Source organism: Lacimicrobium alkaliphilum (genome assembly GCF_001466725.1).
Lineage (GTDB): Bacteria > Pseudomonadota > Gammaproteobacteria > Enterobacterales > Alteromonadaceae > Lacimicrobium > Lacimicrobium alkaliphilum_B.
Genome location: NZ_CP013650.1, coordinates 1,292,995 through 1,313,981, shown reverse-complemented (window position 1 = coordinate 1,313,981; position 20,987 = coordinate 1,292,995). Strand labels below are relative to the sequence as shown.

Annotated in this window: 21 protein-coding genes; 1 reads left to right on the top strand and 20 read right to left on the bottom strand. The window is 48.9% G+C overall.

Annotated features, from left to right (window positions below):
- Positions 1-49: 49 nt before the first annotated feature.
- On the bottom strand, positions 50-661 hold the full coding sequence (locus AT746_RS05960; protein ID WP_062477798.1) for a DUF924 family protein: 612 nt from the start codon (positions 659-661) through the stop codon (positions 50-52).
- A gap of 157 nt (positions 662-818) precedes the next feature.
- Between AT746_RS05960 and AT746_RS05955 the strand changes: the two genes are divergently transcribed.
- Positions 819-1,262 carry an Hsp20 family protein gene (locus tag AT746_RS05955; protein WP_062477795.1) on the top strand — a complete coding sequence of 148 codons (444 nt, stop codon included), beginning with the start codon at positions 819-821 and terminating at the stop codon, positions 1,260-1,262.
- Positions 1,263-1,381: 119 nt separating this feature from the next.
- On the opposite strand, the gene AT746_RS05950 is transcribed toward AT746_RS05955, so the two are convergent.
- From AT746_RS05950 to AT746_RS05865, 19 genes are all read right to left on the bottom strand, one after another.
- On the bottom strand, positions 1,382-2,755 hold the full coding sequence (locus AT746_RS05950; RefSeq protein WP_062477791.1) for a Type 1 glutamine amidotransferase-like domain-containing protein: 1,374 nt from the start codon (positions 2,753-2,755) through the stop codon (positions 1,382-1,384).
- Positions 2,756-3,082: 327 nt separating this feature from the next.
- Positions 3,083-3,856: an alpha/beta fold hydrolase gene (locus tag AT746_RS05945; protein ID WP_062477788.1), complete on the bottom strand. Its 774-nt coding sequence runs from the start codon at positions 3,854-3,856 to the stop codon at positions 3,083-3,085.
- Positions 3,857-4,362: 506 nt separating this feature from the next.
- Positions 4,363-5,007: an adenylate kinase gene (adk, locus tag AT746_RS05940; protein ID WP_062477786.1), complete on the bottom strand. Its 645-nt coding sequence runs from the start codon at positions 5,005-5,007 to the stop codon at positions 4,363-4,365.
- 189 nt (positions 5,008-5,196) lie between these two features.
- A complete protein-coding gene (htpG, locus tag AT746_RS05935) occupies positions 5,197-7,119 on the bottom strand; it encodes a molecular chaperone HtpG (protein ID WP_062477783.1) in 1,923 nt (640 codons plus the stop codon).
- Positions 7,120-7,231: 112 nt separating this feature from the next.
- Positions 7,232-7,831 carry a recombination mediator RecR gene (gene recR, locus AT746_RS05930; protein ID WP_062477780.1) on the bottom strand — a complete coding sequence of 200 codons (600 nt, stop codon included), beginning with the start codon at positions 7,829-7,831 and terminating at the stop codon, positions 7,232-7,234.
- Positions 7,832-7,915: 84 nt separating this feature from the next.
- Entirely contained in the window at positions 7,916-8,242 is a 327-nt protein-coding gene (locus AT746_RS05925; protein ID WP_062477777.1) for a YbaB/EbfC family nucleoid-associated protein, read from the bottom strand.
- Between the two features lie 32 nt (positions 8,243-8,274).
- Positions 8,275-10,731: a DNA polymerase III subunit gamma/tau gene (dnaX, locus tag AT746_RS05920; RefSeq protein WP_062477775.1), complete on the bottom strand. Its 2,457-nt coding sequence runs from the start codon at positions 10,729-10,731 to the stop codon at positions 8,275-8,277.
- Positions 10,732-10,739: 8 nt separating this feature from the next.
- Positions 10,740-11,276, bottom strand: a complete 537-nt coding sequence (gene apt, locus AT746_RS05915) for an adenine phosphoribosyltransferase (protein ID WP_062477773.1) — start codon at positions 11,274-11,276, stop codon at positions 10,740-10,742.
- 33 nt (positions 11,277-11,309) lie between these two features.
- Positions 11,310-11,432, bottom strand: a complete 123-nt coding sequence (locus AT746_RS20165) for a hypothetical protein (RefSeq protein ID WP_257721080.1) — start codon at positions 11,430-11,432, stop codon at positions 11,310-11,312.
- A gap of 80 nt (positions 11,433-11,512) precedes the next feature.
- On the bottom strand, positions 11,513-12,259 hold the full coding sequence (locus AT746_RS05910; RefSeq protein WP_062477772.1) for a DNA-binding domain-containing protein: 747 nt from the start codon (positions 12,257-12,259) through the stop codon (positions 11,513-11,515).
- The gene (locus tag AT746_RS05905; protein ID WP_062477770.1) at positions 12,259-13,098 is read right to left on the bottom strand and encodes a DUF692 domain-containing protein; all 840 of its coding nucleotides are present in this window, start codon (positions 13,096-13,098) and stop codon (positions 12,259-12,261) included. The genes AT746_RS05910 and AT746_RS05905 overlap by 1 nt, the downstream gene beginning before the upstream one ends.
- Before the next feature lie 192 nt (positions 13,099-13,290).
- Positions 13,291-13,743 carry a hypothetical protein gene (locus tag AT746_RS05900; RefSeq protein WP_062477768.1) on the bottom strand — a complete coding sequence of 151 codons (453 nt, stop codon included), beginning with the start codon at positions 13,741-13,743 and terminating at the stop codon, positions 13,291-13,293.
- Between the two features lie 272 nt (positions 13,744-14,015).
- Entirely contained in the window at positions 14,016-15,287 is a 1,272-nt protein-coding gene (locus AT746_RS05895) for a tetratricopeptide repeat protein (RefSeq protein ID WP_420480306.1), read from the bottom strand.
- A complete protein-coding gene (locus tag AT746_RS05890) occupies positions 15,287-15,898 on the bottom strand; it encodes an energy transducer TonB (RefSeq protein ID WP_062477765.1) in 612 nt (203 codons plus the stop codon). Before AT746_RS05890 ends, AT746_RS05895 begins: the two co-directional genes overlap by 1 nt.
- 1 nt (position 15,899) lies before the next feature.
- Complete coding sequence (locus tag AT746_RS05885) at positions 15,900-16,301, bottom strand: ExbD/TolR family protein (RefSeq protein ID WP_062477762.1); 402 nt, start codon at positions 16,299-16,301, stop codon at positions 15,900-15,902.
- Positions 16,302-16,313: 12 nt separating this feature from the next.
- A complete protein-coding gene (locus AT746_RS05880) occupies positions 16,314-16,838 on the bottom strand; it encodes a MotA/TolQ/ExbB proton channel family protein (protein WP_062477759.1) in 525 nt (174 codons plus the stop codon).
- A gap of 1 nt (position 16,839) precedes the next feature.
- Positions 16,840-18,192 carry a MotA/TolQ/ExbB proton channel family protein gene (locus tag AT746_RS05875; RefSeq protein ID WP_062477755.1) on the bottom strand — a complete coding sequence of 451 codons (1,353 nt, stop codon included), beginning with the start codon at positions 18,190-18,192 and terminating at the stop codon, positions 16,840-16,842.
- 6 nt (positions 18,193-18,198) lie between these two features.
- The gene (locus tag AT746_RS05870) at positions 18,199-18,963 is read right to left on the bottom strand and encodes a DUF3450 domain-containing protein (protein WP_062483999.1); all 765 of its coding nucleotides are present in this window, start codon (positions 18,961-18,963) and stop codon (positions 18,199-18,201) included.
- A gap of 327 nt (positions 18,964-19,290) precedes the next feature.
- Positions 19,291-20,970 carry a tetratricopeptide repeat-containing sulfotransferase family protein gene (locus tag AT746_RS05865; protein ID WP_197414333.1) on the bottom strand — a complete coding sequence of 560 codons (1,680 nt, stop codon included), beginning with the start codon at positions 20,968-20,970 and terminating at the stop codon, positions 19,291-19,293.
- Between the last annotated feature and the right edge of the window lie 17 nt (positions 20,971-20,987).

Genomic DNA, 20,987 nt, shown 5'->3' with positions numbered 1-20,987 from the left:
CATGCGCCCATTAATATTGGGCGCTGCGTTTATGGGCTATTTTAACACGTTACTGACCAAAGCGTTTGCCACCCTGGTCTAAATAAGCCAGCTCCTCATCGGTGCAACGGCGTCCCAGTACTTTATTACGATGCGGGAAACGACCAAACCGCTGAATGATATCACTGTGTTCCACGGCATAACGGTGTGCGCTACTGGCGGCCTGATATTGCGGGCCATCAGGATACTCATTCATCAACTGCGCGAACAGCGACACCGATTGCTGCTGTGCCTGCAAATCTTCTGCATGTTCCAGCGGATGATAAAAAAATAACCGCTCAACCAGATTAAGCTGTTTATCCTGCCCACAGGCCAGCCCCTGCTCGCACAGGGCCAGGGCTTTGTTATCAAACGCAAAAGCTTCGGGCTTACCGCGATAGATATTGCGACTGAACTGATCAAAAAGCAGGATCAGCGCCAGACGCCCACGTGGCTTATAGGCCCAGTGCTCCAGCTCTCCTTCGTCGGCCTGTTGCAGCAATCCGCCAAACTGCTGGCGAATAGTCTCATCGGTTTGTGCTGAAGAGGCGTACCACATTTTCTGTTTATCCCGGGTAGCGAGTTCACCGCTAATTTCACCAAACCAGAATTCCAGCACAGCCTGATCATCATTGTTGTTCATCTTTTTTCCAAAAAATTTATTGCTGAGAGTTGAAACCCGAGCCATCAACCCTATATAGGAATTGTCGATGGCGAAAGGGTCGACACAAACCGCCGCCGAATGTTCGGGGCACAACAGGGCAACTGCCCGAAACCATATTGCTTACGAGGATATGATTATGCGCAATATAGATCTCTCTCCACTTTACCGTTCTTTTATCGGTTTTGACCACCTTGCATCAATGATCGATGCTGCATCACGTAATGAAAAACAACCCTCCTACCCACCATATAATGTTGAGTTACTGGGTGAGGATAAATACCGAATCACTATGGCCGTAGCCGGATTTGATGAATCTGAACTGGAAATTCAGGTTGAAGAAAACACCCTGCATGTTACCGGTAACAAGGCTGCTCAGGAAAAAGATCAGGAGCGTAAATTCCTGCACAAAGGCATTTCTGAGCGCAGCTTCGAGCGTAAATTCCAGCTTGGTGATCATGTCAAGGTACTGGCTGCGGATCTGAAAAATGGCCTGCTGCATATTGACCTTGAAAGGGTTATTCCTGAGTCCAAGAAGCCCAGGAAAATCGAAATTGGCAGCCAGCTGATCGAAAACTCATAAGCTAGAACATGTTTCCCTGAAAAACAAACGGGCGATACAATCGCCCGTTTTTCTTTTCTGACCTCATACTGCGAGAGCTCCCGCTTCGCAGGCCAGCTAAAGCTTCCCTGAAACGCTAATTAATATGGGTTGGAGGGAACATAGAAACTACTGCTGCTACCATTAATATCCATTCGCATTGGCAACACATTACTCTGCCCGGTAATCAGGTTAAAGCTGTCCCCACTCAGTAAACGATAACGAAGCAAGTCCTGCAGTACTACCGGCTGACCACACTGGGTTTGGGTAAAGCTGGTTTGTGCGTCAGTTTCCAGCACATAGGCTTCATACTGACCGTCAACAATGCCATTGCCATCTGCCGTAACAAACATGGAGGTGGCCTCTGATACGCCGATGGCCCGCTTCCCCATACCGATATGAGCAAGAAATACTGCCATCCGGCCCATTCTGTCGCGCTCATAAAAATGGGTGTCGGTAATAGTATCTTGCATAACCGGCGTCGATAAGAAAGGTGTCGTGACATTGATGGTGCTATGACAAAAGTCGGTCACCACTTCATCACTCACCGCCCCAGACACACCATCAGGATCATAAACATATTCACTTTGTACTGCATTGCCTGCCGAAGTACCTCCGATCACACCACCACGCTGATAGACCCCATCGATGGCATCCTGAACTTTGGTATCGGCCCACTGATTCAGATAATCAGACTGATCCCCTCCTGAAATCCAGACAAACTCAGCAGACTCTATGGCCCATTTCACATAGTCTGAATCTGCCAGTGTCCGGCTATCTACGATTAGCGTTTCTACTGAGTCGGCATCGGTCAGACCAGCGAGGTAGTCGTTGTAAGCATCGGTACCTGTGGTTCTGAGCACGACAATATCACCACCATCAATATGTGGCTTAACCCGCAAACTAAAGGCATCATCCACATCAGTGCCACCACCCATCAACAATACCGCGCCATCATCTGGCAGAACCGGACAGCTGTCGTCCCCATTACCCACCAGCGTCGCGGTCAGTGCCTGAGGTTTAGCCGGGCGCGGGCCATAGTCACCACAGACAGGTGTTCCCGCGGAACCATCGGGGAATTCAACATTCAGCTGATAACCGCCAGTGCCACTGTAACGGGTAATTTTTATAAAGTGCTCCCCGGCACCAGCGGCGTAGCTGCCTGTTTCCGGGTTAGCGCTGGTGGCACCGCTGGCTACGGCTGGCCCTGAAACCTCATACAGCTCCCAGTCAAAATCATCGTTATTATCATGACTAAGACTGATATTGATATCCCCTGACCCGGCGAGGCTGAACTGATACCAGTCCACATCCTGTCGGCTATCTATTGTGCCCTGCACTGTGGTGGCAGCGCATGGCGGGCCATTGGCGTTGGCTTCACTGTCATTATTTTCTGATTCTGCGGTAATGCAGGCCTGAGCCTGAGAACCATAAGCGGCTGCAAGCAGCGCAGCTATCTTCAACATAGGCTTCATCACAAAGCTCCTGATTTATTTTTATGTCACAAGGGTACCGATAGGATCGGCTTAAGATTGGCCGGTAAAACGGCCACAGATGACTGGCTCAGACACAACTCTGCACAGCGTTACACAAATGTAAGCGGGAAGAAGACTCAGACCGTCAAAAAGGGAGGGATAAAGCTATTCGTCAAACCACTCTGACAAATGATAGTCAGTGCTATTGTGGTGCAAAGAGGAACAGAGCACATGTTGACGTATCGAGGACAAAATACAGTTCCAAAAATTAACAACCCGTTAACATTGTCACAGGCAATGCAAATATACAAGTGCTTTTTGGCCAGGTCAGGCAATGTTGTCCAGAAATGTCAGAATCTGTTCATTGACCAACTCACTATGACTGATCGGCGCCATATGCCCACCTGGCACAGGCCTGGCAGTTAACCTGGGGAGTTGGTGACCAATAATGGCGGCGACGGCATGAGCCGATTGACGACTATGTTTACCCGTCATCAGCAGCGCCGGCTGTTTGATTTTGGCATAATCCTCAGGCACGTATGGTTCTCCCAACAACGCCTGAAAGTCCAGCCGGACCTTATCCACCTGTTGCGCGAATAGTGCCTGCATTGGCTCAGGCAGACCGGCAAAGTAACCTGTACCATTCCAGTAATCCACAAAAGCGGCAGCAGCTTGCCCTGGCTTAGCATCCTGCATACCAGAGGCCAGTCTCCTGACCTCCTGATATCCAGGCTCATCCTCGCTGAGTAAATGAAAGGCTACCGGCTCGAATAACATCAGGGATGTCACCCGATGATTTTGCTCCAAAGCCAGTTTCAAGGCCAGAGCACCACCATAGGAATGGCCGAGCAGGTGAAATTGCTCTGCCTCCAGCTCATCCAGAACCTGCATCACCCGCCTGGCTTCTGTTGCCAGGCTAAAGGTGCTGGCGTCCTCTACGCCGGGGCCCTCACCATAGCCATAGAGATCCAGATTAACCACCCGGTAATCAGGCTCAAGTTGCGCAACCAAAGCCCGCCACTGACGGGCGCTGCTCATGGAGCTGTGCAACATGACAACGGCCGGATGCTGTTCAGAACCTGCCTGATATACCCCTTCCATCTGTATCTCCTTCTATAAAAGGTTATTTCGCTCGCAAAGGCGCTGGCGCAGGGAGATTAGTTATCTCACTTTTGAATCCTCTGCGGCCCTGCGACTCTGCGAGATCTTAATTATATCTTTCGTTACACACCGGGCTTAAACAGATCCGGATTGCCATCAGGATGACGGTGCCTGTGGTTTTTTTTGTGTCTTTTCGTGCCTTTCGTAGTGAAAGGCTTTTAAACCACCAACCACATGAAAAGCATGAACAGATTATTTCTCTCGCAGAGGCGCTAAGGCGCAGGAAGATCAGTTATCCCACTTTTGAATCCTCTGCGGCCCTGCGACTCTGCGAGATCTTAATTATATCTTTCGTTACACACCGGGCTTAAACAGTCCCTGATCGCTATCAGGATGACGGTGGTGTCTGAAAACTGAGAGCTGATAGCTTTAAAAACAAAACGCCGGTAGTGGTTACCCAGTACCGGCGTTGATCTTATTCGTTAAAACCTGTCATTACAGGAGATTCAGTCGAGTAAGTTACCCAACTCTTCACTAACCTGCTCTACCGGCTTGGTACCATCAATTTTATGATATTCACAGTTGCCTTTTTCAGCCTGCTGCCGGTAATAATCGACCAGCGGCTTGGTTTGCTCATGGTAGATAGCCAGGCGTTTACGTACCGTGTCTTCCTGATCATCAGGGCGCACCACCAGATCTTCACCGGTAATATCGTCTTTACCCTCTACTTTGGGCGGATTGTGCTCAATATGATAGACGCGCCCCGAAGCAGGGTGTACGCGACGACCTGCCATACGCGAAACAATCACATCGTCTGCCACATCAAACTCGATAACATGATCCACTTTGATCCCCTGCTCCTGCATGGCATCGGCCTGAGGAATAGTCCGGGGGAACCCGTCGAGTAAGAATCCATTCTCACAATCTGGCTGAGCAATACGCTCTTTTACCAGACCAATTATCAACTCATCAGAGACGAGTTTACCTTCGTCCATGATCTTCTTCGCTTCCAGGCCCAGTTCTGTGCCCGCCTTTATCGCTGCTCTTAACATATCCCCGGTGGATATCTGTGGGATCCCGAATTTACCCATTAAAAACTGGGCCTGGGTACCCTTTCCCGCGCCGGGCGCGCCAAGCAAAATAATGCGCATACCTGGTCCTCTTACTGGTCTGTGACAATTAGATGAATATTAAACAAACACGGACTTTACACATTAAGCCCTGAACTGACAAGACGAAAAGGCACCAATAAGGTGCATATCCGACCATAGTGTGAGAATTTTCAGCCTTAGAGACAACAAACGGGCCAGAAGGCCCGTTTGTTTATCTTTACTCAAACTTTACTTTACCAGGCTCACCAGTAACTGGTTGACCTTGTTCACATAACTGGCAGGATCTTTCATGCTGCCCTGCTCGGTCAGCGAAGCCTGGTCAAACAGAATATCGGTCAGCTGTGCAAATCTGTCTTCATCCTGAATATTAGCCAGGGTTTTTATCAGCGCATGCTCAGGATTGACTTCAAAGTGATAGCTCACCTCAGGCACCGGCTGTCCTGCCGCCTGCATCAGTTTAACCATCTGCGTACTCATACCCTGATCATCAGCCACCACACAGGCTGGGGAGTCAATCAGACGGTGACTGAGTTTAACCTCTTTGACTTTATCACCGAGCGCTTTCTTGACCCTCTCAGTCAGTCCTTCGACTTCTTTCTCAGCCTGCTCCTGAGCCTTTTTACTCTCTTCATCATCCAGATCGCCCAGGTCCAGATCGCCCTTGGTGATGGACTGGAAGGCTTTTTCCTTATACTCAGTCAGATGTGACATCAGCCACTCGTCAATCCGCTCAGACATAAGCAGTACTTCGATACCTTTTTTACGGAAGATCTCCAGATGGGGGCTGGTTTTGGCGGCCGCATAACTATCGGCGGTAATGAAGTAGATCTTATTCTGACCTTCCTTCATCCGCTCGATATAGTCATCCAAGGATACGGTTTCGGCATCGCTGTCTTGCTGGGTAGAAGCAAAACGCAGTAAGCCGGCAATTTTCTCTTTATTGCTGAAATCTTCTGCCGGCCCTTCTTTGAGCACATTACCAAACTCTTTCCAGAACGACTGATACTGCTCAGGTTCGTTTTTGGCCATGCGCTCCAGCATCTGCAACACTTTTTTGGTACAGCCCTGACGCATGGCCTGGGAAATACGATTGTCCTGCAGGATCTCACGGGACACATTCAGCGGTAAATCATTGGAGTCCAGCACCCCTTTAACAAAGCGCAGATAGGTGGGCATAAATTGCTCGGCGTCATCCATGATAAACACCCTTTGCACATAGAGCTTCAGACCATGCTTCTGCTCACGGTTCCACATATCGAAGGGCGCTTTGGCCGGCACATACAGCAAACTGGTGTATTCCGTCTTACCTTCAACTTTATTGTGAGACCACAGCAGCGGGTCGCCAAAATCATGAGAGATATGTTTGTAAAACTCCTTGTATTCCTCGTCAGTAACCTCTGATTTATCTCTGGTCCACAGCGCAGTGGCCTTGTTGATGGTTTCCCAGTGAGCAGGCTCAGCGGGAATTTTCTCACCATCAGGGCCATCGCGCTCAGGTACTTCTTCTTTATACATCTGCACCGCGACACTGATATGGTCAGAGTACTTACCGATAATAGAACGCAGGCGCCAGTCATCGAGGAATTCCTTTTCATCCTCTTTCAGATGCAGAATTACATCGGTACCACGCCCGGCTTTATCGATATCAGCAACGGTAAAGCTGCCCTCTCCTTCGCTTTGCCATTCCACACCACGATCAGCGCTTTCACCCGCTGCCCGGGTGCGCACGGTAACCTTATCTGCAACAATAAAGGCAGAGTAAAAACCGACACCGAACTGGCCAATCAACTGAGAATCCCGGGCCTGATCGCCGGAAAGTTTACTGAAAAACTCAGCGGTTCCCGATTTAGCGATAGTACCCAGATGTTCAATCACTTCATCCCGGGTCATACCGATACCATTATCAGAAATGGTCAGGGTACCCGCATCTTTATCCACTGACAGGCGCACCCGTAAATCGCCATCATTCTCATACAGGCTGTCATCGGAGAGCGCTTTAAAGCGCAATTTGTCAGAGGCGTCGGCGGCATTAGAGACCAGCTCACGCAGGAAAATTTCTTTATTCGAATAAAGGGAATGGATCATCAACTGAAGTAACTGTTTTACTTCAGTCTGAAAGCCATGGGTTTCTTTATGGGCTGTTTCGGCCATAAACTCAGCTCTCCTGGTTCAGTTAATACCTGCGCGGATGCTGCAGGTGCAAAAAATGATTCAACTCAGGAGATAGGGATTAAGTACAGAAAATCAATGGCCGGGAGATAAATTACAGCACTCTGCGGCCCGAAAAAGCATGGGTCAGGGTTGAGCCATCCAGATATTCCAGCTCACCACCCACCGGCACGCCATGGGCTATGCGGCTGGCTTTAATCTCGCGGGAGCGGCACATCTGAGCAATATAATGGGCCGTGGCCTCACCTTCTACAGTGGGGTTAGTGGCCAGAATCACTTCTTCAACGGGGTTACTGTCCAGCATCTGTGCCAGGCTGTCGAGACCAATCTCTGCAGGACCAATTCCGTCGATAGGAGATAAATGCCCCATCAATACAAAATACAGGCCCTTAAACTCACTGGTTTGTTCTACAGCCATCACATCCTGCGGACTTTCCACCACGCACAGAACACCGGCCTGCTGGCGAATAGGACTGGCGCAAATATCACAGAGCTCAGACTCCGTAAAGGTACGACACTGAGAGCAATGCTTTACGTGCTCCATGGCATTTCTCAGAGCATCAGACAAGGCCAGCGCCCCTTCCCGGTTGCGTTCGAGCATCTGAAATGCCATGCGCTGTGCCGTTTTCTGGCCAACACCTGGCAAACACTTAAGACTGTTAATTAATTCACTGAGTATTGGACTGAACTTCATGGGCTAATCTGACCGGCCGGAAAAAGATTACAGGCGCACGGGCAAAACCAGTGCGCCAGGACAAAAGGGTGATTATCAGTCAAACTAGAAGGGCATTTTCATACCCGGAGGCAGTGGCATACCGCCGGTTACAGAAGACATTTTTTCCTTGGTGGTTTCCTGTATCCTGCGCACTGCATCATTAGTGGCAGCGGCCACCAAATCTTCGATCATGTCTTTATCATCTTCCATCAGACTCTGATCAATCTCGACCTTGCGGACATTGTGATTGCAGGTCATGGTGATCTTAACCAATCCGGCACCGGCTTCACCGGTGACTTCTAAATCAGCCAGCTCCTGCTGGGCCTGCTGCATGCGCTCCTGCATCTGCTGCGCCTGCTTCATGATATTACCCATTCCACCTTTAAACATAATTACCTCATTTTCAATACAAGCACGCGTGCTTATCGTGGTTTAATACTTTGCGCCACCAATGACGCACCAAATTCATTCTTTAACAGCGACACCGCTTCATCGGTCTCAATGGTCTGCTCGGCAAACTGCTGACGCACCTTTTTGATCGCGACACCCAGGGCAAAAGGCGTATTCACTGGCTGCCCCAACTCGACCTTCATTTCGACAGCATGCCCCAACACCTGTTCCAATGCTGCCGCCAGTTGCTGTTGTGCCGACTCTGTGTACAAATGTTGTTTACTTTGTTGTAAGTGCAGGCTGACCTGATTGCCGGAGATATTACAACGGCTATGCAGGGCAAGTTGCTTGATCAGCCCGCTGACAGGCATTTTCTCAATCATTTGGCTCCAGCTGTCAATTTGTGAAGCGTGCAGAACCTTTTCCTGCTCTCCCACAAATACCGGAATGTCCATATCAACCTGCAGTACGGCTTCTTCTTCCTGCTGATATTCAGCCAGTATGGCTTCTGTTTCCTGTACACCCTGCAACTGCCCGGCATCGTTTTGTGGCCCGGCAAAGTCTGGCCCGGAAGTCATTTTGGCCTGCTGCCCGGCCTCAGCAGGAGCGGCCACTGAATGCCCCCCGACATCAGACGCTGTCGGCTCTGTTGCCTGCAGTGGCGACGGAGTATTTTGCTCTGGCTGATTTTCAACCTGCAGGGAACTGATTTGAGGCTCCGCAGATACGCTTTCCACAGCCTCGGAGGTATCAATAAATCTGCCCTCAGTCGCAGGTTCTTCAGCCAGTTGGGCAACGGCATCATCGTCCCAGGGCGGCGGGGAGTTATCATCGGGCTGCGCACTGCCATCAGGCTGCTGACGATCAGGCTGTTTAGCCGCAATCTCACTTTGCTGATTTGCAAACAGATCCGATGCCACAGTTGATTGACCTGGCTGCTCAACCTCAGGCGCTCTGTCTGCGATCCCGGGCTGCGGTGACTTTGGCTCTTTAACCGGTATTTTAAAGGCTGTTTTCTGCTGCGTTTTTGCAGCAGAGTCTTGCTGCTGCGTTTCGCTGCGTAATTTCTTTTTTAATGCCAGAATCTGTTCTGTCCGGCTTAAAACTGGCTCTGGCTCTGGCTCTGGCTCTGGCTCTGGCTCTGGCTCTGGCTCTGGCTCTGGCTCTGGCTCTGGCTCTGGCTCTGGCTCTGGCTCTGGCTCTGGCTCTGGCAATACAGCATCAGGGCTTTGTGCCCCGGCGTCAATAACGGGTTGGTGTAATTTATCGGCCTGTTGCCAGATCTGCTGTTGCTGTTCTTCCAGTTGGTTTAAATCTTCTTTTGAATCAATATCTTGTTGTTGTTCCGGTGAGATGGCCTGGCTCGCTGTCAGGGCATCAAATTCGGCCAGTGTTTTTTTTTGCGCCGATGGCGCAAATGCCAGCATTCTTAACAGGGTCATTTCCAGGCCGGCACGGCCATCGGCGGCAAAAGGCAAATCCTTGCGCCCCTGTAAGGCAATCTGGTAGAGCAACTGAACCTGTTCCGGATCCAGGCTTTTGGCCAACTGGTAGATAGCCCGCGCGGTCACCGTCTCAAGCTTGCAGCTATCCGGCACCAGCTGAGTGAGAGCAATCTGATGCAGCAGGCTTAATATTTCCGCCAGTAACTGGGCGTAATCGGGGGCCTGGAACGACAGCGTTTCAACCTGCTCCAGCACCTTTTCAGATTCGCCTTTTATGACTGAGTGCAATAATTTCAGGACCTGATTTTTATCCATCAGGCCGAGCATATCGACCACTACCCGCACCGACACCTGACCATTGCCCTGAGCAATAGCCTGGTCAGTAAGGCTCAGCGCATCACGCATACTTCCGTTAGCAGCCCGGGCAATCTGAGCCAGCGCTTCGATGTCTGACTGGATGCTCTCCTGCGAAAGGATATGCTTCAGTTGCTTGGAGATCTGCTCTCTGGAAAGGGCTTTGAGATTAAACTGCAGACAGCGGGATAATATGGTAACCGGCAGTTTTTGTGGATCCGTCGTGGCCAGCAGAAATTTTACATGAGGTGGAGGCTCTTCCAGAGTCTTTAACAGCGCATTGAAGCTGTGCTTGGAGAGCATATGTACTTCATCGATCAGATAAACCTTGAAGCGCCCCCGGGTCGGCCGGTACTGCACATTATCCAGCAGCTCGCGGGTATCTTCTACCTTGGTGCGCGAAGCCGCATCGATCTCGAGTAAATCAACAAAGCTACCGGAATCGATTTCCTGACAGGTTGAACACTGACCACAAGGAGTCGCACCCAGTCCCTGTTCACAGTTAAGGCTCTTGGAAAAAATCCGCGCAATGGTGGTCTTACCAACCCCACGGGTACCGGTAAACAAATAGGCGTGATGAAGACGATCATTGTCCAGCGCATTAGAGATGGCACTGACCACATGCTCCTGTCCAACCAGTTGCGCAAAGTTTGCCGGGCGCCATTTACGTGCAAGAACCTGATAACTCATAGAGTCTGTTAATCTCCCTCGAACTCACACAAAAAATGACAACTGATATTCTGCTCAGACAGTTTCGCCGCGCCACCAAGGTCAGGCAGATTGATCACAAAAGCCGCGTGATCGACGATACCACCTAACTGGCGCACCAGACGAGCGGTCGCCAGCATAGTTCCGCCGGTTGCCAGTAAATCATCCAGTAGCAGTATCCGTTCGCCCCGACCTATAGCATCCTGATGCAACTCCAGCACATCGGTTCCGTATTCCAGTTCATAGCTTTGCTGAATCACAGCTCTGGGTAGTTTGTTAAACTTGCGCACCGGCACAAAACCGGCCCCCAGCGCTTTAGCCAGTGGCGCACCAAAGATAAAACCTCTTGCCTCGGTACCTGCTATCTTATCAAACTGATGGGACTGGTAATGTTCTGCGAGTAAATCAATACAACTGGCAAACGCCTTTTTATCCTGCATAACCGAAGTCACGTCACGAAACTGGACGCCGGGCTTAGGGTAATCCGGCACAGTAGTAATCACAGACTTGATATATTCTGCACTCATCAGCCTTGCCCCTTCGCCATTTCACGCAACCGGTTAAAAATAGTAAACACCCCAGGCAAGAATAACATGCAATAAAGGCAAGGCCAGCAGCACAACCAGCGCAGCCAGCAGGTATTTCATATTGAAGGGATCTTTGAATTCATTATCTTGATGCATGACGCTTTACCCTGATTAACAACAGCGGCAAATTTTAATCCAAAGCAAGTTGAATTCATAGGCGTAACTCCTGTTACCCTTTAATTCTGAGGGAGCAACAGCACCTGTTTTTGCATAAATGCATCCAGTGCTTTTTTAGCCTGCTCCTGTAACTGGTCAGAGGGGAACTGGGGCATCGCCTGTTCCATTGCACTAAATAAACTATCTAACTCAATGGGCCCCTGTTGCTCAATATGGTTAAGCATAAAGGCGTTCACCTGATCGATGCCGGTAAAGCAGACTTCATCATCTTTATCCCTGCAAACAACAAAAAAGTATGGACCACTTGCCTGCTGTGGCTGAAACTCCGGGCAAATCTTGTGTACCGGAAACTGGTAGCTCAGCAACCAGGCCAGTTCAGACATCTGAATACTGCTGTAGTCCTGCTCGCCGTCCCAGTATTCACCGGAGGGGATGTCTTTGTTGATACTGATTGCCAGTTCGACCCATTCATAATGAGCCAGTTCAGCTAAAAAGGAGGGATCAGATGGCAAAGGCTGATATTCGTTGGCCAGAAACTCTACAAACTCTTTACTGATATCCACAAAATAAGGGGAACGACAATGATGCTGATGATAGAACTGCCGGCAAAGCTGCCGCCAGACTTTTTCATCATACAATGACTGCAATACCGGAAAACCATTACCGAGAAACCCGAGAATATTGTTGAAAAACAAATCCCTGTAGATCGAAAGCCTGCGGCTTTCTATGTCTGATGGCGCCGGACAAAACCCGGGATTCTTCAGGTGCTGCGCAAATTGCTGCTGTAACTGGTGAAACTTGTGCATCAGGCCCTCTTACCCAGTGCTGGCAGATGCTTGTCCTGCAGCGCATGGATTCTGTTGACTTCCTGCAGTAAGACCTGCATCGGCGGAATATTAAAATCCCGCTCCAACAAGGTAGGAAATACACCATGACAGGCATAGGCTCTATCCAGCAGCTCCCAAACTGGTTCAATAACATCGGCACCATGGGTATCGACGATCAGGTCTTCTGCTTCGTTATAATGGCCCGCGATATGCGCATAAGCAATCCGCTCTGTGGGCATGGCTTTGAGAAAGCTCTCGGCATCGTATCCATGATTAACGGAATTAACATAGATATTATTGACGTCTAACAGCAGTTTACAGTCGGCTTCCTGCAATACCGCCAGGGTAAACTCCTGCTCTGACAATTCCTGACCCGGCGCTGCATAATAAGACACATTTTCCAGAATCAAAGGTCGCTCAATAATATCCTGAACCTGCCTGACCCGCTCCGCCACATACTTAACAGCCTCTTCCGTAAAGGGAATGGGCATAAGATCGTAAAGATGACCATCTGCAGAGCAATAACTTAAATGCTCGCTGTAATCCTCTATACCATGTAAGTCGAGAAAGGCTTTTACGGTTTTAACAAATTCTGTATCCAGCGGATCAGGGCTGCCAATAGAAAGAGAGAGCCCGTGGGTCTTAAAAGGCCGTTTTGAAGTCAGCGCTCTGAGTTTGCGCCCGTAACCACCACCCAGAGGGATCCAGTTTTCAGGAGCAATTTCCCAGAAGTCCACCTGCTCGGGTAGAGAATCTGCCAGTTCATCCAGCATTTCACGACGTAATCCCAGGCCGACAAGATTCTGTGCCTTGGTCATACTACCTCCATTGATCTTCTATAGACGGGTCTGTCTAAAAACTTAGATTACTCATTTGTCCTGTTTATCCAGCACCTTTTTTACACAGCTTTCAGACTAAAGTCCCGATTTACAACCAGAGGTTGTTGGATATAGCCCGGCCTATTAAAAAGGCCGGCAAACACCGGCCTTTTCGGAACTGCCTGTGCTATTTTACTTCATGCCGCCGCACTTGCCTTCTTTCTTGGCTTTGTCGCCGCCGCATTTCCCTTCACCACACTTGCCTTCTTTGCGGGCTTTATCGCCGCCACATTTCCCTTCGCCACATTTGCCTTCTTTATGGGCTTTATCGCCGCCGCATTTCCCTTCACCGCACTTGCCTTCTTTATGGGCTTTATCGCCGCCGCATTTCCCTTCACCGCACTTGCCTTCTTTTTTGGCTTTATCACCGCCGCATTTCCCTTCGCCGCACTTACCTTCTTTGTTGGCTTTATCGCCACCACATTTCCCTTCGCTGTCTTTGCCTTCCGCAAATTGCATATAGCCAGATTCCAGTGTCTGCATACCAAAATTGCCGGCCTCACTGGCCACAGCCACATGACTTAAAGAACCAATAACGACTGCGCCCAGAGCTGTTGCAATACCTGTTTTCTTGATCTGTTTCATCTTTATCTTCCTGTTTTACAATTTTATATATAGGCCAATTGGCACTACCAATAGCATAGACCAAGGTGCCCGGAAAAATATTTCATTTATCGCTGTATTTTGCTGATACAAGGCATCCCCAGACAAAGAGATTCCCGACAGTCCCGACATTGTCCATCCCTTGACACTAAAATTCCGGGAGAATCTTAGGACAGCTTTAGCTTACCCCGCTATGCGGGTGAATCTCAGGGATGAGATGAGACGAGCAAAAAAAAAGCCCCGGAGGGCTTTTTTTAAATGTTGATACCACGATTCTTAGCTTTGTCCTTAATATAAGGCTCCCAGCTTCTGGCACTGCGGGCGGTATTCTTATCTTTCTTGGCAAGCTGCACATACTTATGTGCGTCCTTAAACTTACCCTGATAAAAATACGCTTCCATTATAGCCATATACAGATTACCCGACTCATCTTCAGGTGTCAGCTCCACAGCCTTCTGCAATGCTGAAATGGCCTGACTGTATTGTTCTGCAGCCAACAGCAAAGTACCCTGACGACGAAAATGATCGGCATCATTACTTAGAGCAGCAGCCTGTCCATAGTAATCAGCAGCTTTTCTGATCTCCTTAGCCTGATGCCACACATTAGCGATACTCGCCAATCTGCCTGCATCCCTTTCCAGCAACCCTTCTTTTAAATACTTCACCTGAAGTACTGCTGACTTGTAAGGGATCTCATTAGTCGCATAAAGCTGAGCCAGTGCATTGATCTCTGACTTCTTCTTCAGATAACCCTGGTTGAGCGCCATCTCAAAGGTAGACAATGCCTTCTTGTAATCTTCTACCAACATGTAGAAGAAACCAAGCTGCGTCCACCACTGAGGTGTGTCCGGAAACATCCGCACCAACTCTTCAGCCACCTCAATGGTCTGCGGATACATCTTACGTTCATAGTAAGAAGTCATTTTCAGCACATAAGGGTTTTTATTGGGCTTGTCATACAAAGCAATGGCTTTGTTGGCCGGCTCAATAATCTTATCCAGTTGTTTCAGTTCATAATAAGCCTGAGCCATACGAACATACACATCGGGATCTTCCTTACAGGTGAAATCCTGCCATTTTTTATACCACTCAACGGCAGTGGCATAATTCTGTTCCTGCAGATTCAAATCGGCGACCAGCTTCAACGTAGCGGCATGCTCAGTATCATTCAGCAGTTTCTTCTTCGCCGCTCCCTCGAGATAAGTCAGTGCCCTTTTTGCTTCACCTTCTTTGGCCGCCAACAGGTTGCCAACAAAGCGATCTGTATAGGCCCGGTCAAACTCATCAGAGGTGTCGATATCCAGCAGTATCGAAATGGCTTCATCGACCAAATCATTACTGTAGGCCTCGAACGCATCCTGAATTTTCCTGCCGACTCGCTGACTCGGAACCTTCGATGAAGGCGTCTCATGATCGGGACAGACAACTGCGGGTGTGCTCTGCGCCATTACCCCTGAGGAGTAACCGCCAAAGGCCAGCATGGTTACCGCTAACACCTTAGTGATTGGATTTTTCGTTAATTTCATTACGATTGCTCCAATTTAAAGTCCAGTTGAACCTTCATGTCGTACTGCTTAACTGGCTTGCCATCGACAATCTGCGGCTTATACTTCCAGCGACTCAGCGCCCTTCTGGCTTCTCTGTCAAAAATACGCTTAGGCTCTGCATCGATAACCTGGATATCTTCAACGCCACCCACTTCATTTATAGTGAATGACAACCTTACCCAACCTTCCTTGCCATCTCTGGCCGCTTCAATCGGATACTTAGGCTCTATCCTGACGATAGGCGTTGCTTCACCGTCACGCATCAATGACCCTGGATCACCGATATCAACTGACGCTCCGCCTACATCCACACCAGGCATGTTAAATGCCATATTAGCATCGGGTTCAGCTGAATCCGGTTCCTGCGGCTCCATTTTAGGCGGCTGCTGGGGTGGCGGTGGCGGTGGTGGCGGCACCCTTGAACGGGTCTGCGTTGATTGATCAGGCTCATTCATGACGATGTCGATAACAGGAGCGGGAGGCGCCTCATCAACAGGTCTGGATGAATTAGCAATAAGTTTGGCCATCAACACAAACAAGGCAAAGGTAATGGCCGCACCTATTAGTATTGAAACTATTAGACGAAGCATATTAATTTTCCTTTGCTGCTATAGATATCCGATCAATGCCAGCGGCTTTGATCTGATCCATTACTTCTACCACTACTCCGTGATTAGACTCCATATCGGCCTGAACAACTACCACATCTGTAGGTTGTTCTGCCAACAATCGCTCTAAGTTTGCACGGACCCGTTCAACATCAATCTGACGCTTGTCCATCCATACATCACCACCTTCGGTTATGGCGATAAAGATGTTGGCGGCTTTTTGTCTGCTCGCCTGATCAGACTGAGGTTTATTTACTTCTATACCCGCCTCTTTTATAAAAGAGGTCGTGACGATGAAGAAGATCAGCATGATAAACACGATGTCGAGCATCGGTGTCATATCAATAGTCGCGTCTTCTTCTTCGGTACGTTGTTTACGAGCCATATAATTCTCTCTTTAATGATGAGGCAAGCTGTCGACCAATCTCTCTTTGGAAATTTTAACCTTCGCTTCCAGACGGGAACTGAAAAACACCCCCGAAAGGGCCGCTACCATTCCGGCCATCGTTGGAATAGTCGCCATAGAGATACCGCCGGCCATAAGACGAGGATTCCCCGTCCCTTGCACAGACATAACTTCGAAGACTGAAATCATGCCCGTCACTGTACCCAACAATCCTATAAGAGGACATATAGCCACTAAGGTTTTAATCAACAACAATCTCTCACTGAGCTTGTCTGATGCTTGTGAAATCCATGCTTCACGGATTCTATGCGCGTACCAGGATGTTGTGTCCTTGCGGCTTTCCCAGTCATTGATGATCTGTTTCATCACTTTGGGGAAAACTGAGGACACATACCAATAGCGCTCAATCATCAATAACCACATGAGGAAGAGCGCGGCAGCGACGATATAAAGCACGTCACCGCCGGTAGCGATAAAATCCCTGACAGATTCCCAGAGTTCTATCAGGTATAACATATTAAGCTTTCTCCGCCTCAGCGTGGGCAGCAACGATACCCGCTGCCTGCTCATCAAGGGTATGCATAATTGACTTACTGCGACCCGCTACGATGCTGTGCAACAGAATCAGAGGCAAGGCTGCAATAATACCCTGAGCAGTGGTTACCAATGCCATTGAGATACTGCCGGCCATGATCTTCGGATCACCGGTACCAAACAGAGTGATTTGCTGGAAGGTGGCAATCATACCGATAACCGTACCCAACAGACCCAACAATGGCGCAATGGCCGCCAGAATCTTGATGATGTTGACACCAGATTCAATCTTCGGCAGTTCACGCAAAATGGCTTCGTCCAGTTTCAGTTCAAGGTTCTCTACGTCAACACCTTTGTTCTCATTGTAAACCTGCAGGATACGACCCAGCGGGTTTGAAGAGGAAGGATTGCTGATGTTGTTAAGCTGAGAACGAATCTTACCGCTCGTCACCGTCAGCGTAACAATCTTGTACAGCGCAATCAGCAGGCCAAGAATAAACAGACCTGTGATCACATAACCAGGCAAACCACCAGCATGATAACGCTCAGACAGAGTTGCTTTGGCTGTTAACAGACCAAGAATTGCGCCCTGAGAAGGATCTACGTAGAAAGGTGCAATACCAGATGTGGCACCTTTAAAGTCTTCTGCAGCATCAACCATATAGCTATCAGGCTGACGACCAAGAGGTTGTACCTGTGCATTCTCAGAGTTATACAGCAAATAGCCTTCTTCACCGATCAGGTTAAAGGTGCCCACACGAACCACTTCCTGACGGCTTGAACCACCATCGAGGCTGACCACTTCTGTTTCGAAGCGGGATACCTTGCCGGACTCAGTCATTTCAGTCTGCAGTGCAATCCACAGCTCTTCGAGCTCTTCGATATTAGGCAGACCTTTGGCTTCTGAAGACATTTCTTCAAGGAAAGCCCCACGGCCGGGATACTCGGCACTGACGATGGAAGAGGAAATACGTCCATAAGCTTCACCGGAAGCCTGACGCACCACACCAAACATCTCACCAAGCGTACCGGTAGCTGTATCCAGCTCCTGCTCTTTTTCAGCCAGACGCACTTCGTTGTCGGCATATTGCTTGGTCAGGCGATCGCCGCGGTCCTGTTCCGCCTTGAGTTCAGCCTGGGCTTTACGCAACAGGGCCTGCTTATCGGCCCGGGCCGCATTAAACTCGGCCTCACGCTGGGCGTTAATACGTGCTTCAGACACGCGGTTTTTCTTTACTTCTTCAAGCAGCTGGTCCAAGGACGTGGCAGCCTGAACTGGTGCAACACTTACAGCCATTGCCGCCGTAAGTAGCACAGATTTGAATAATGTTTTCATTCTGAATTACTCCGCAGCTTTAATTGGCAATTTAATCATATCAGTAGGCACCAGTTTACGGGCCATACGAACGGCTTTAACCACTGAACTCAGGTACTCATCACCCAGCTGCTCCCATGAACGGCTGTCGTTATTCCATACCCAGGCATTTTTCTGATCCAGGGACAACGCCAGTAACGCCGTGCGGCCCAGATTGAAGAAATCTGCAGAGATGGTCTGACCGTTATGCTCCAGCTCACCCTGATAGGCACGGATACGTGAACCGTACTCGTTCTCAATCTGATAGGCTTCCAGTACCTGACGGAACTGCTCAGAAGTGGTGACATTGGATCTACCCATCAGATCACGCAAATGAGCGACACGATCCATACGCTCGTCGTAGTTGATCGGCACATCCAGCTCAATGAACTGCTCAAGTGAGTCAATCATGCGATACATCAAAGGCACAACGCCGCGCTTGACACCCTCTATGCCGTCGATCTGACGCTGCAATGAGGCAATACCAGCTTCCTGGTCGGCAACAAGGCGAGCCAGGTGATCGTTATACACCTTGAGGTTTTCGGTTTCATCGACAACAGCACGGTACTCAGCCAGTAATTCCTGAGTTTGCTCGTAAATGCTGTTAATTTTCTTTTGGGATTGCGCTGCAGCCGAATGGATTTTTGCTTCTTCTTTATGCAAATCATTAAGCGGTTCTGCAGAGACAACTTGGCTGCCACCTAGCGCGAATGCGCCGATAACGGCAGAAGCAATCAGATTTCTCTTGCTCATTTTGGACATAGTTCCCAACCAATTTTTTTATCTTGAATCCTCACCCAAGGCTTGGTCTAGCCTTCGTGAGGGGCGTTAAAAACGGTTCTGCTTTTGGTAAGAAGCCTACAGGAGTGCGATCACTCAAAGGCTCGAACCTCGAATGTTCACACGGAACAGACAAAATTGTCAAGGTTACCCGGCGGCTCATTTACAATTCATTAATCCCCGGTATCAATCAGCTAATGCCAAAGGCGATAAGTAGACGCTTAGTACGGTGAAGCGTAAGGTTACAGGATTAAGACACTGTCGGTGACTTTAAGTGCACATCAACTTTACAGTGATGCGCTAGTCGTATTCAGAGCTGTCGGAACTGACCTTCTCCAGTTCTTCCGCCAGGATTTCTCTCGCCTGTTGAAAATGCTTCTTATAGTGACACCACCTATCCAGCGAGCTCTGGTATAGCGGTTGTCTGACCTGCCATATGCTTGCCGTTTTCACCACAGCTTTGGATTGATGAAACTGCATACAGTCGTCTGACCAGGGTAACTCACAGAATTCCAGTACCATTCGTATCGTTTTTTCCGGATTCATAACCAGCTGTTGATAATCAACACAATACACATTTTCAGGCATCAGGCTTATCCAGTGACGCAACAACTTTTTATACTGAGTATAGTAGTGTGCTGTGTTGTTGAGACTGGCACTGTACGACAGTTCATTACCCAGATGCTGGAAATAGACAGATAGACATATGTCTAAAGGGTGTCTGTCAGTACAAATTATTTTTGCTTTGGGAAAAGCCGCCCGCACCAATCCAAGATGCCAGAAATTATCAGGCCTTTTGTCGGTCACGATTTCTGCTTTGGCAAATAATTGCCCAAGCCCATTTTGATACTGCTCACTCAACGCCTGTATATTTGTTGCAGAGGGCGAGCCATCCGTAAAATCATCTGAAACAAGTCGTTCAATACAGTGTTTTAGCAGCCCCAGTTCACCACCACTGGTAATTCTGGGGTGGGCAGACAGTATCTGCTCCAGCAAGGTTGTGCCCGAGCGAAACATGCCACAAATAAAAACCGGTGCAAAATCACTGGATGTCTGACTCTTTTGGACCCAACCAGAATCAAATGTGCCTATGGTTTCTTGCACCTGATTCTCTATTTGCCCGGCATTATAGGGTGGCAATCTCTTGCTGCACAGTTGGTTTGCTTTGTTGTAAAAGGTAAAAGCAATGTCAAACTCAGCAAGATCATCATGGCCTTTACCAAGAGCAAAATAGCCGGCTTCTTTGTGCAGTTGAGTCAGTGCCGGATTATGCTTCAGCACTGATTCCAGATTTTCTAAGACCCCCTTTTTTTCCGGTGTGATTATTTCGCTCTGAACAAGACGGGCCATCACCTCAACGTTGTCAGGCTGGTGTTGAAGTATCTGTTGATACAGCCCCGTCGCCTGCTCCTTAATGCCGAATTCTTCAAACAATGTTGCCAGGTTAAATAAAGCCGGAACATAGTCGGGGTTAATTTTTAATGCTTGTCTCAGGCTTGCCTCAGCTTCGTGTTCCCGTCGACGCTCTGAGTACATCACAGCAAGATTGGTATGCACCTCTTCAGGCTGCTCAATATTTAACGCCAACGCTTTTTGATACGCAGCCTCAGCTTTATCAAATTGCATTTGCTTTTTATACAACAGAGCCAGGTTAAAATGGGCATTAGCATTATCAGGGTTGTGTCGCAAAAAGCGTTGATACTGATGAACACCTTTGTCAGTTTCGCGCTGGTGGGCATATAAATCAGCTAACTGTTGCACATAATCCAGTCTATGGGGGAAATCAGTTGTAAGATTAAGCAACTGAGTTTCAGCTTCTTTAAACAACCCCATTGCCATATAAATTTCGGCTAAAAGTTCACTAAAGTAATGTTTATGTGAGTCTTCAGCGCGATGCAGACTCCGCTGACATAAATCGAGAGCCGACTGCCACTTTGCCTGCTGACATAAGCTGACAATATTCTTTATCTCATTTTCCACCGGCATCTTCAGATACT

Coding starts and splice junctions, on each gene's coding strand:
- htpG (WP_062477783.1), bottom strand. CDS start 7,119: ATGGCCGAAACAGCCCATAAAGAAACCCATGGCTTTCAGACTGAAGTA.
- AT746_RS05870 (WP_062483999.1), bottom strand. CDS start 18,963: ATGAGCAAGAGAAATCTGATTGCTTCTGCCGTTATCGGCGCATTCGCG.
- AT746_RS05900 (WP_062477768.1), bottom strand. CDS start 13,743: ATGAAACAGATCAAGAAAACAGGTATTGCAACAGCTCTGGGCGCAGTC.
- AT746_RS05960 (WP_062477798.1), bottom strand. CDS start 661: ATGAACAACAATGATGATCAGGCTGTGCTGGAATTCTGGTTTGGTGAA.
- recR (WP_062477780.1), bottom strand. CDS start 7,831: ATGAAGTTCAGTCCAATACTCAGTGAATTAATTAACAGTCTTAAGTGT.
- AT746_RS05910 (WP_062477772.1), bottom strand. CDS start 12,259: ATGCACAAGTTTCACCAGTTACAGCAGCAATTTGCGCAGCACCTGAAG.
- AT746_RS05950 (WP_062477791.1), bottom strand. CDS start 2,755: ATGAAGCCTATGTTGAAGATAGCTGCGCTGCTTGCAGCCGCTTATGGT.
- AT746_RS20165 (WP_257721080.1), bottom strand. CDS start 11,432: ATGCATCAAGATAATGAATTCAAAGATCCCTTCAATATGAAATACCTG.
- AT746_RS05880 (WP_062477759.1), bottom strand. CDS start 16,838: ATGTTATACCTGATAGAACTCTGGGAATCTGTCAGGGATTTTATCGCT.
- adk (WP_062477786.1), bottom strand. CDS start 5,007: ATGCGCATTATTTTGCTTGGCGCGCCCGGCGCGGGAAAGGGTACCCAG.
- AT746_RS05955 (WP_062477795.1), top strand. CDS start 819: ATGCGCAATATAGATCTCTCTCCACTTTACCGTTCTTTTATCGGTTTT.
- dnaX (WP_062477775.1), bottom strand. CDS start 10,731: ATGAGTTATCAGGTTCTTGCACGTAAATGGCGCCCGGCAAACTTTGCG.
- apt (WP_062477773.1), bottom strand. CDS start 11,276: ATGAGTGCAGAATATATCAAGTCTGTGATTACTACTGTGCCGGATTAC.
- AT746_RS05925 (WP_062477777.1), bottom strand. CDS start 8,242: ATGTTTAAAGGTGGAATGGGTAATATCATGAAGCAGGCGCAGCAGATG.
- AT746_RS05875 (WP_062477755.1), bottom strand. CDS start 18,192: ATGAAAACATTATTCAAATCTGTGCTACTTACGGCGGCAATGGCTGTA.
- AT746_RS05885 (WP_062477762.1), bottom strand. CDS start 16,301: ATGGCTCGTAAACAACGTACCGAAGAAGAAGACGCGACTATTGATATG.
- AT746_RS05945 (WP_062477788.1), bottom strand. CDS start 3,856: ATGGAAGGGGTATATCAGGCAGGTTCTGAACAGCATCCGGCCGTTGTC.
- AT746_RS05890 (WP_062477765.1), bottom strand. CDS start 15,898: ATGCTTCGTCTAATAGTTTCAATACTAATAGGTGCGGCCATTACCTTT.
- AT746_RS05905 (WP_062477770.1), bottom strand. CDS start 13,098: ATGACCAAGGCACAGAATCTTGTCGGCCTGGGATTACGTCGTGAAATG.
- AT746_RS05895 (WP_420480306.1), bottom strand. CDS start 15,287: ATGAAATTAACGAAAAATCCAATCACTAAGGTGTTAGCGGTAACCATG.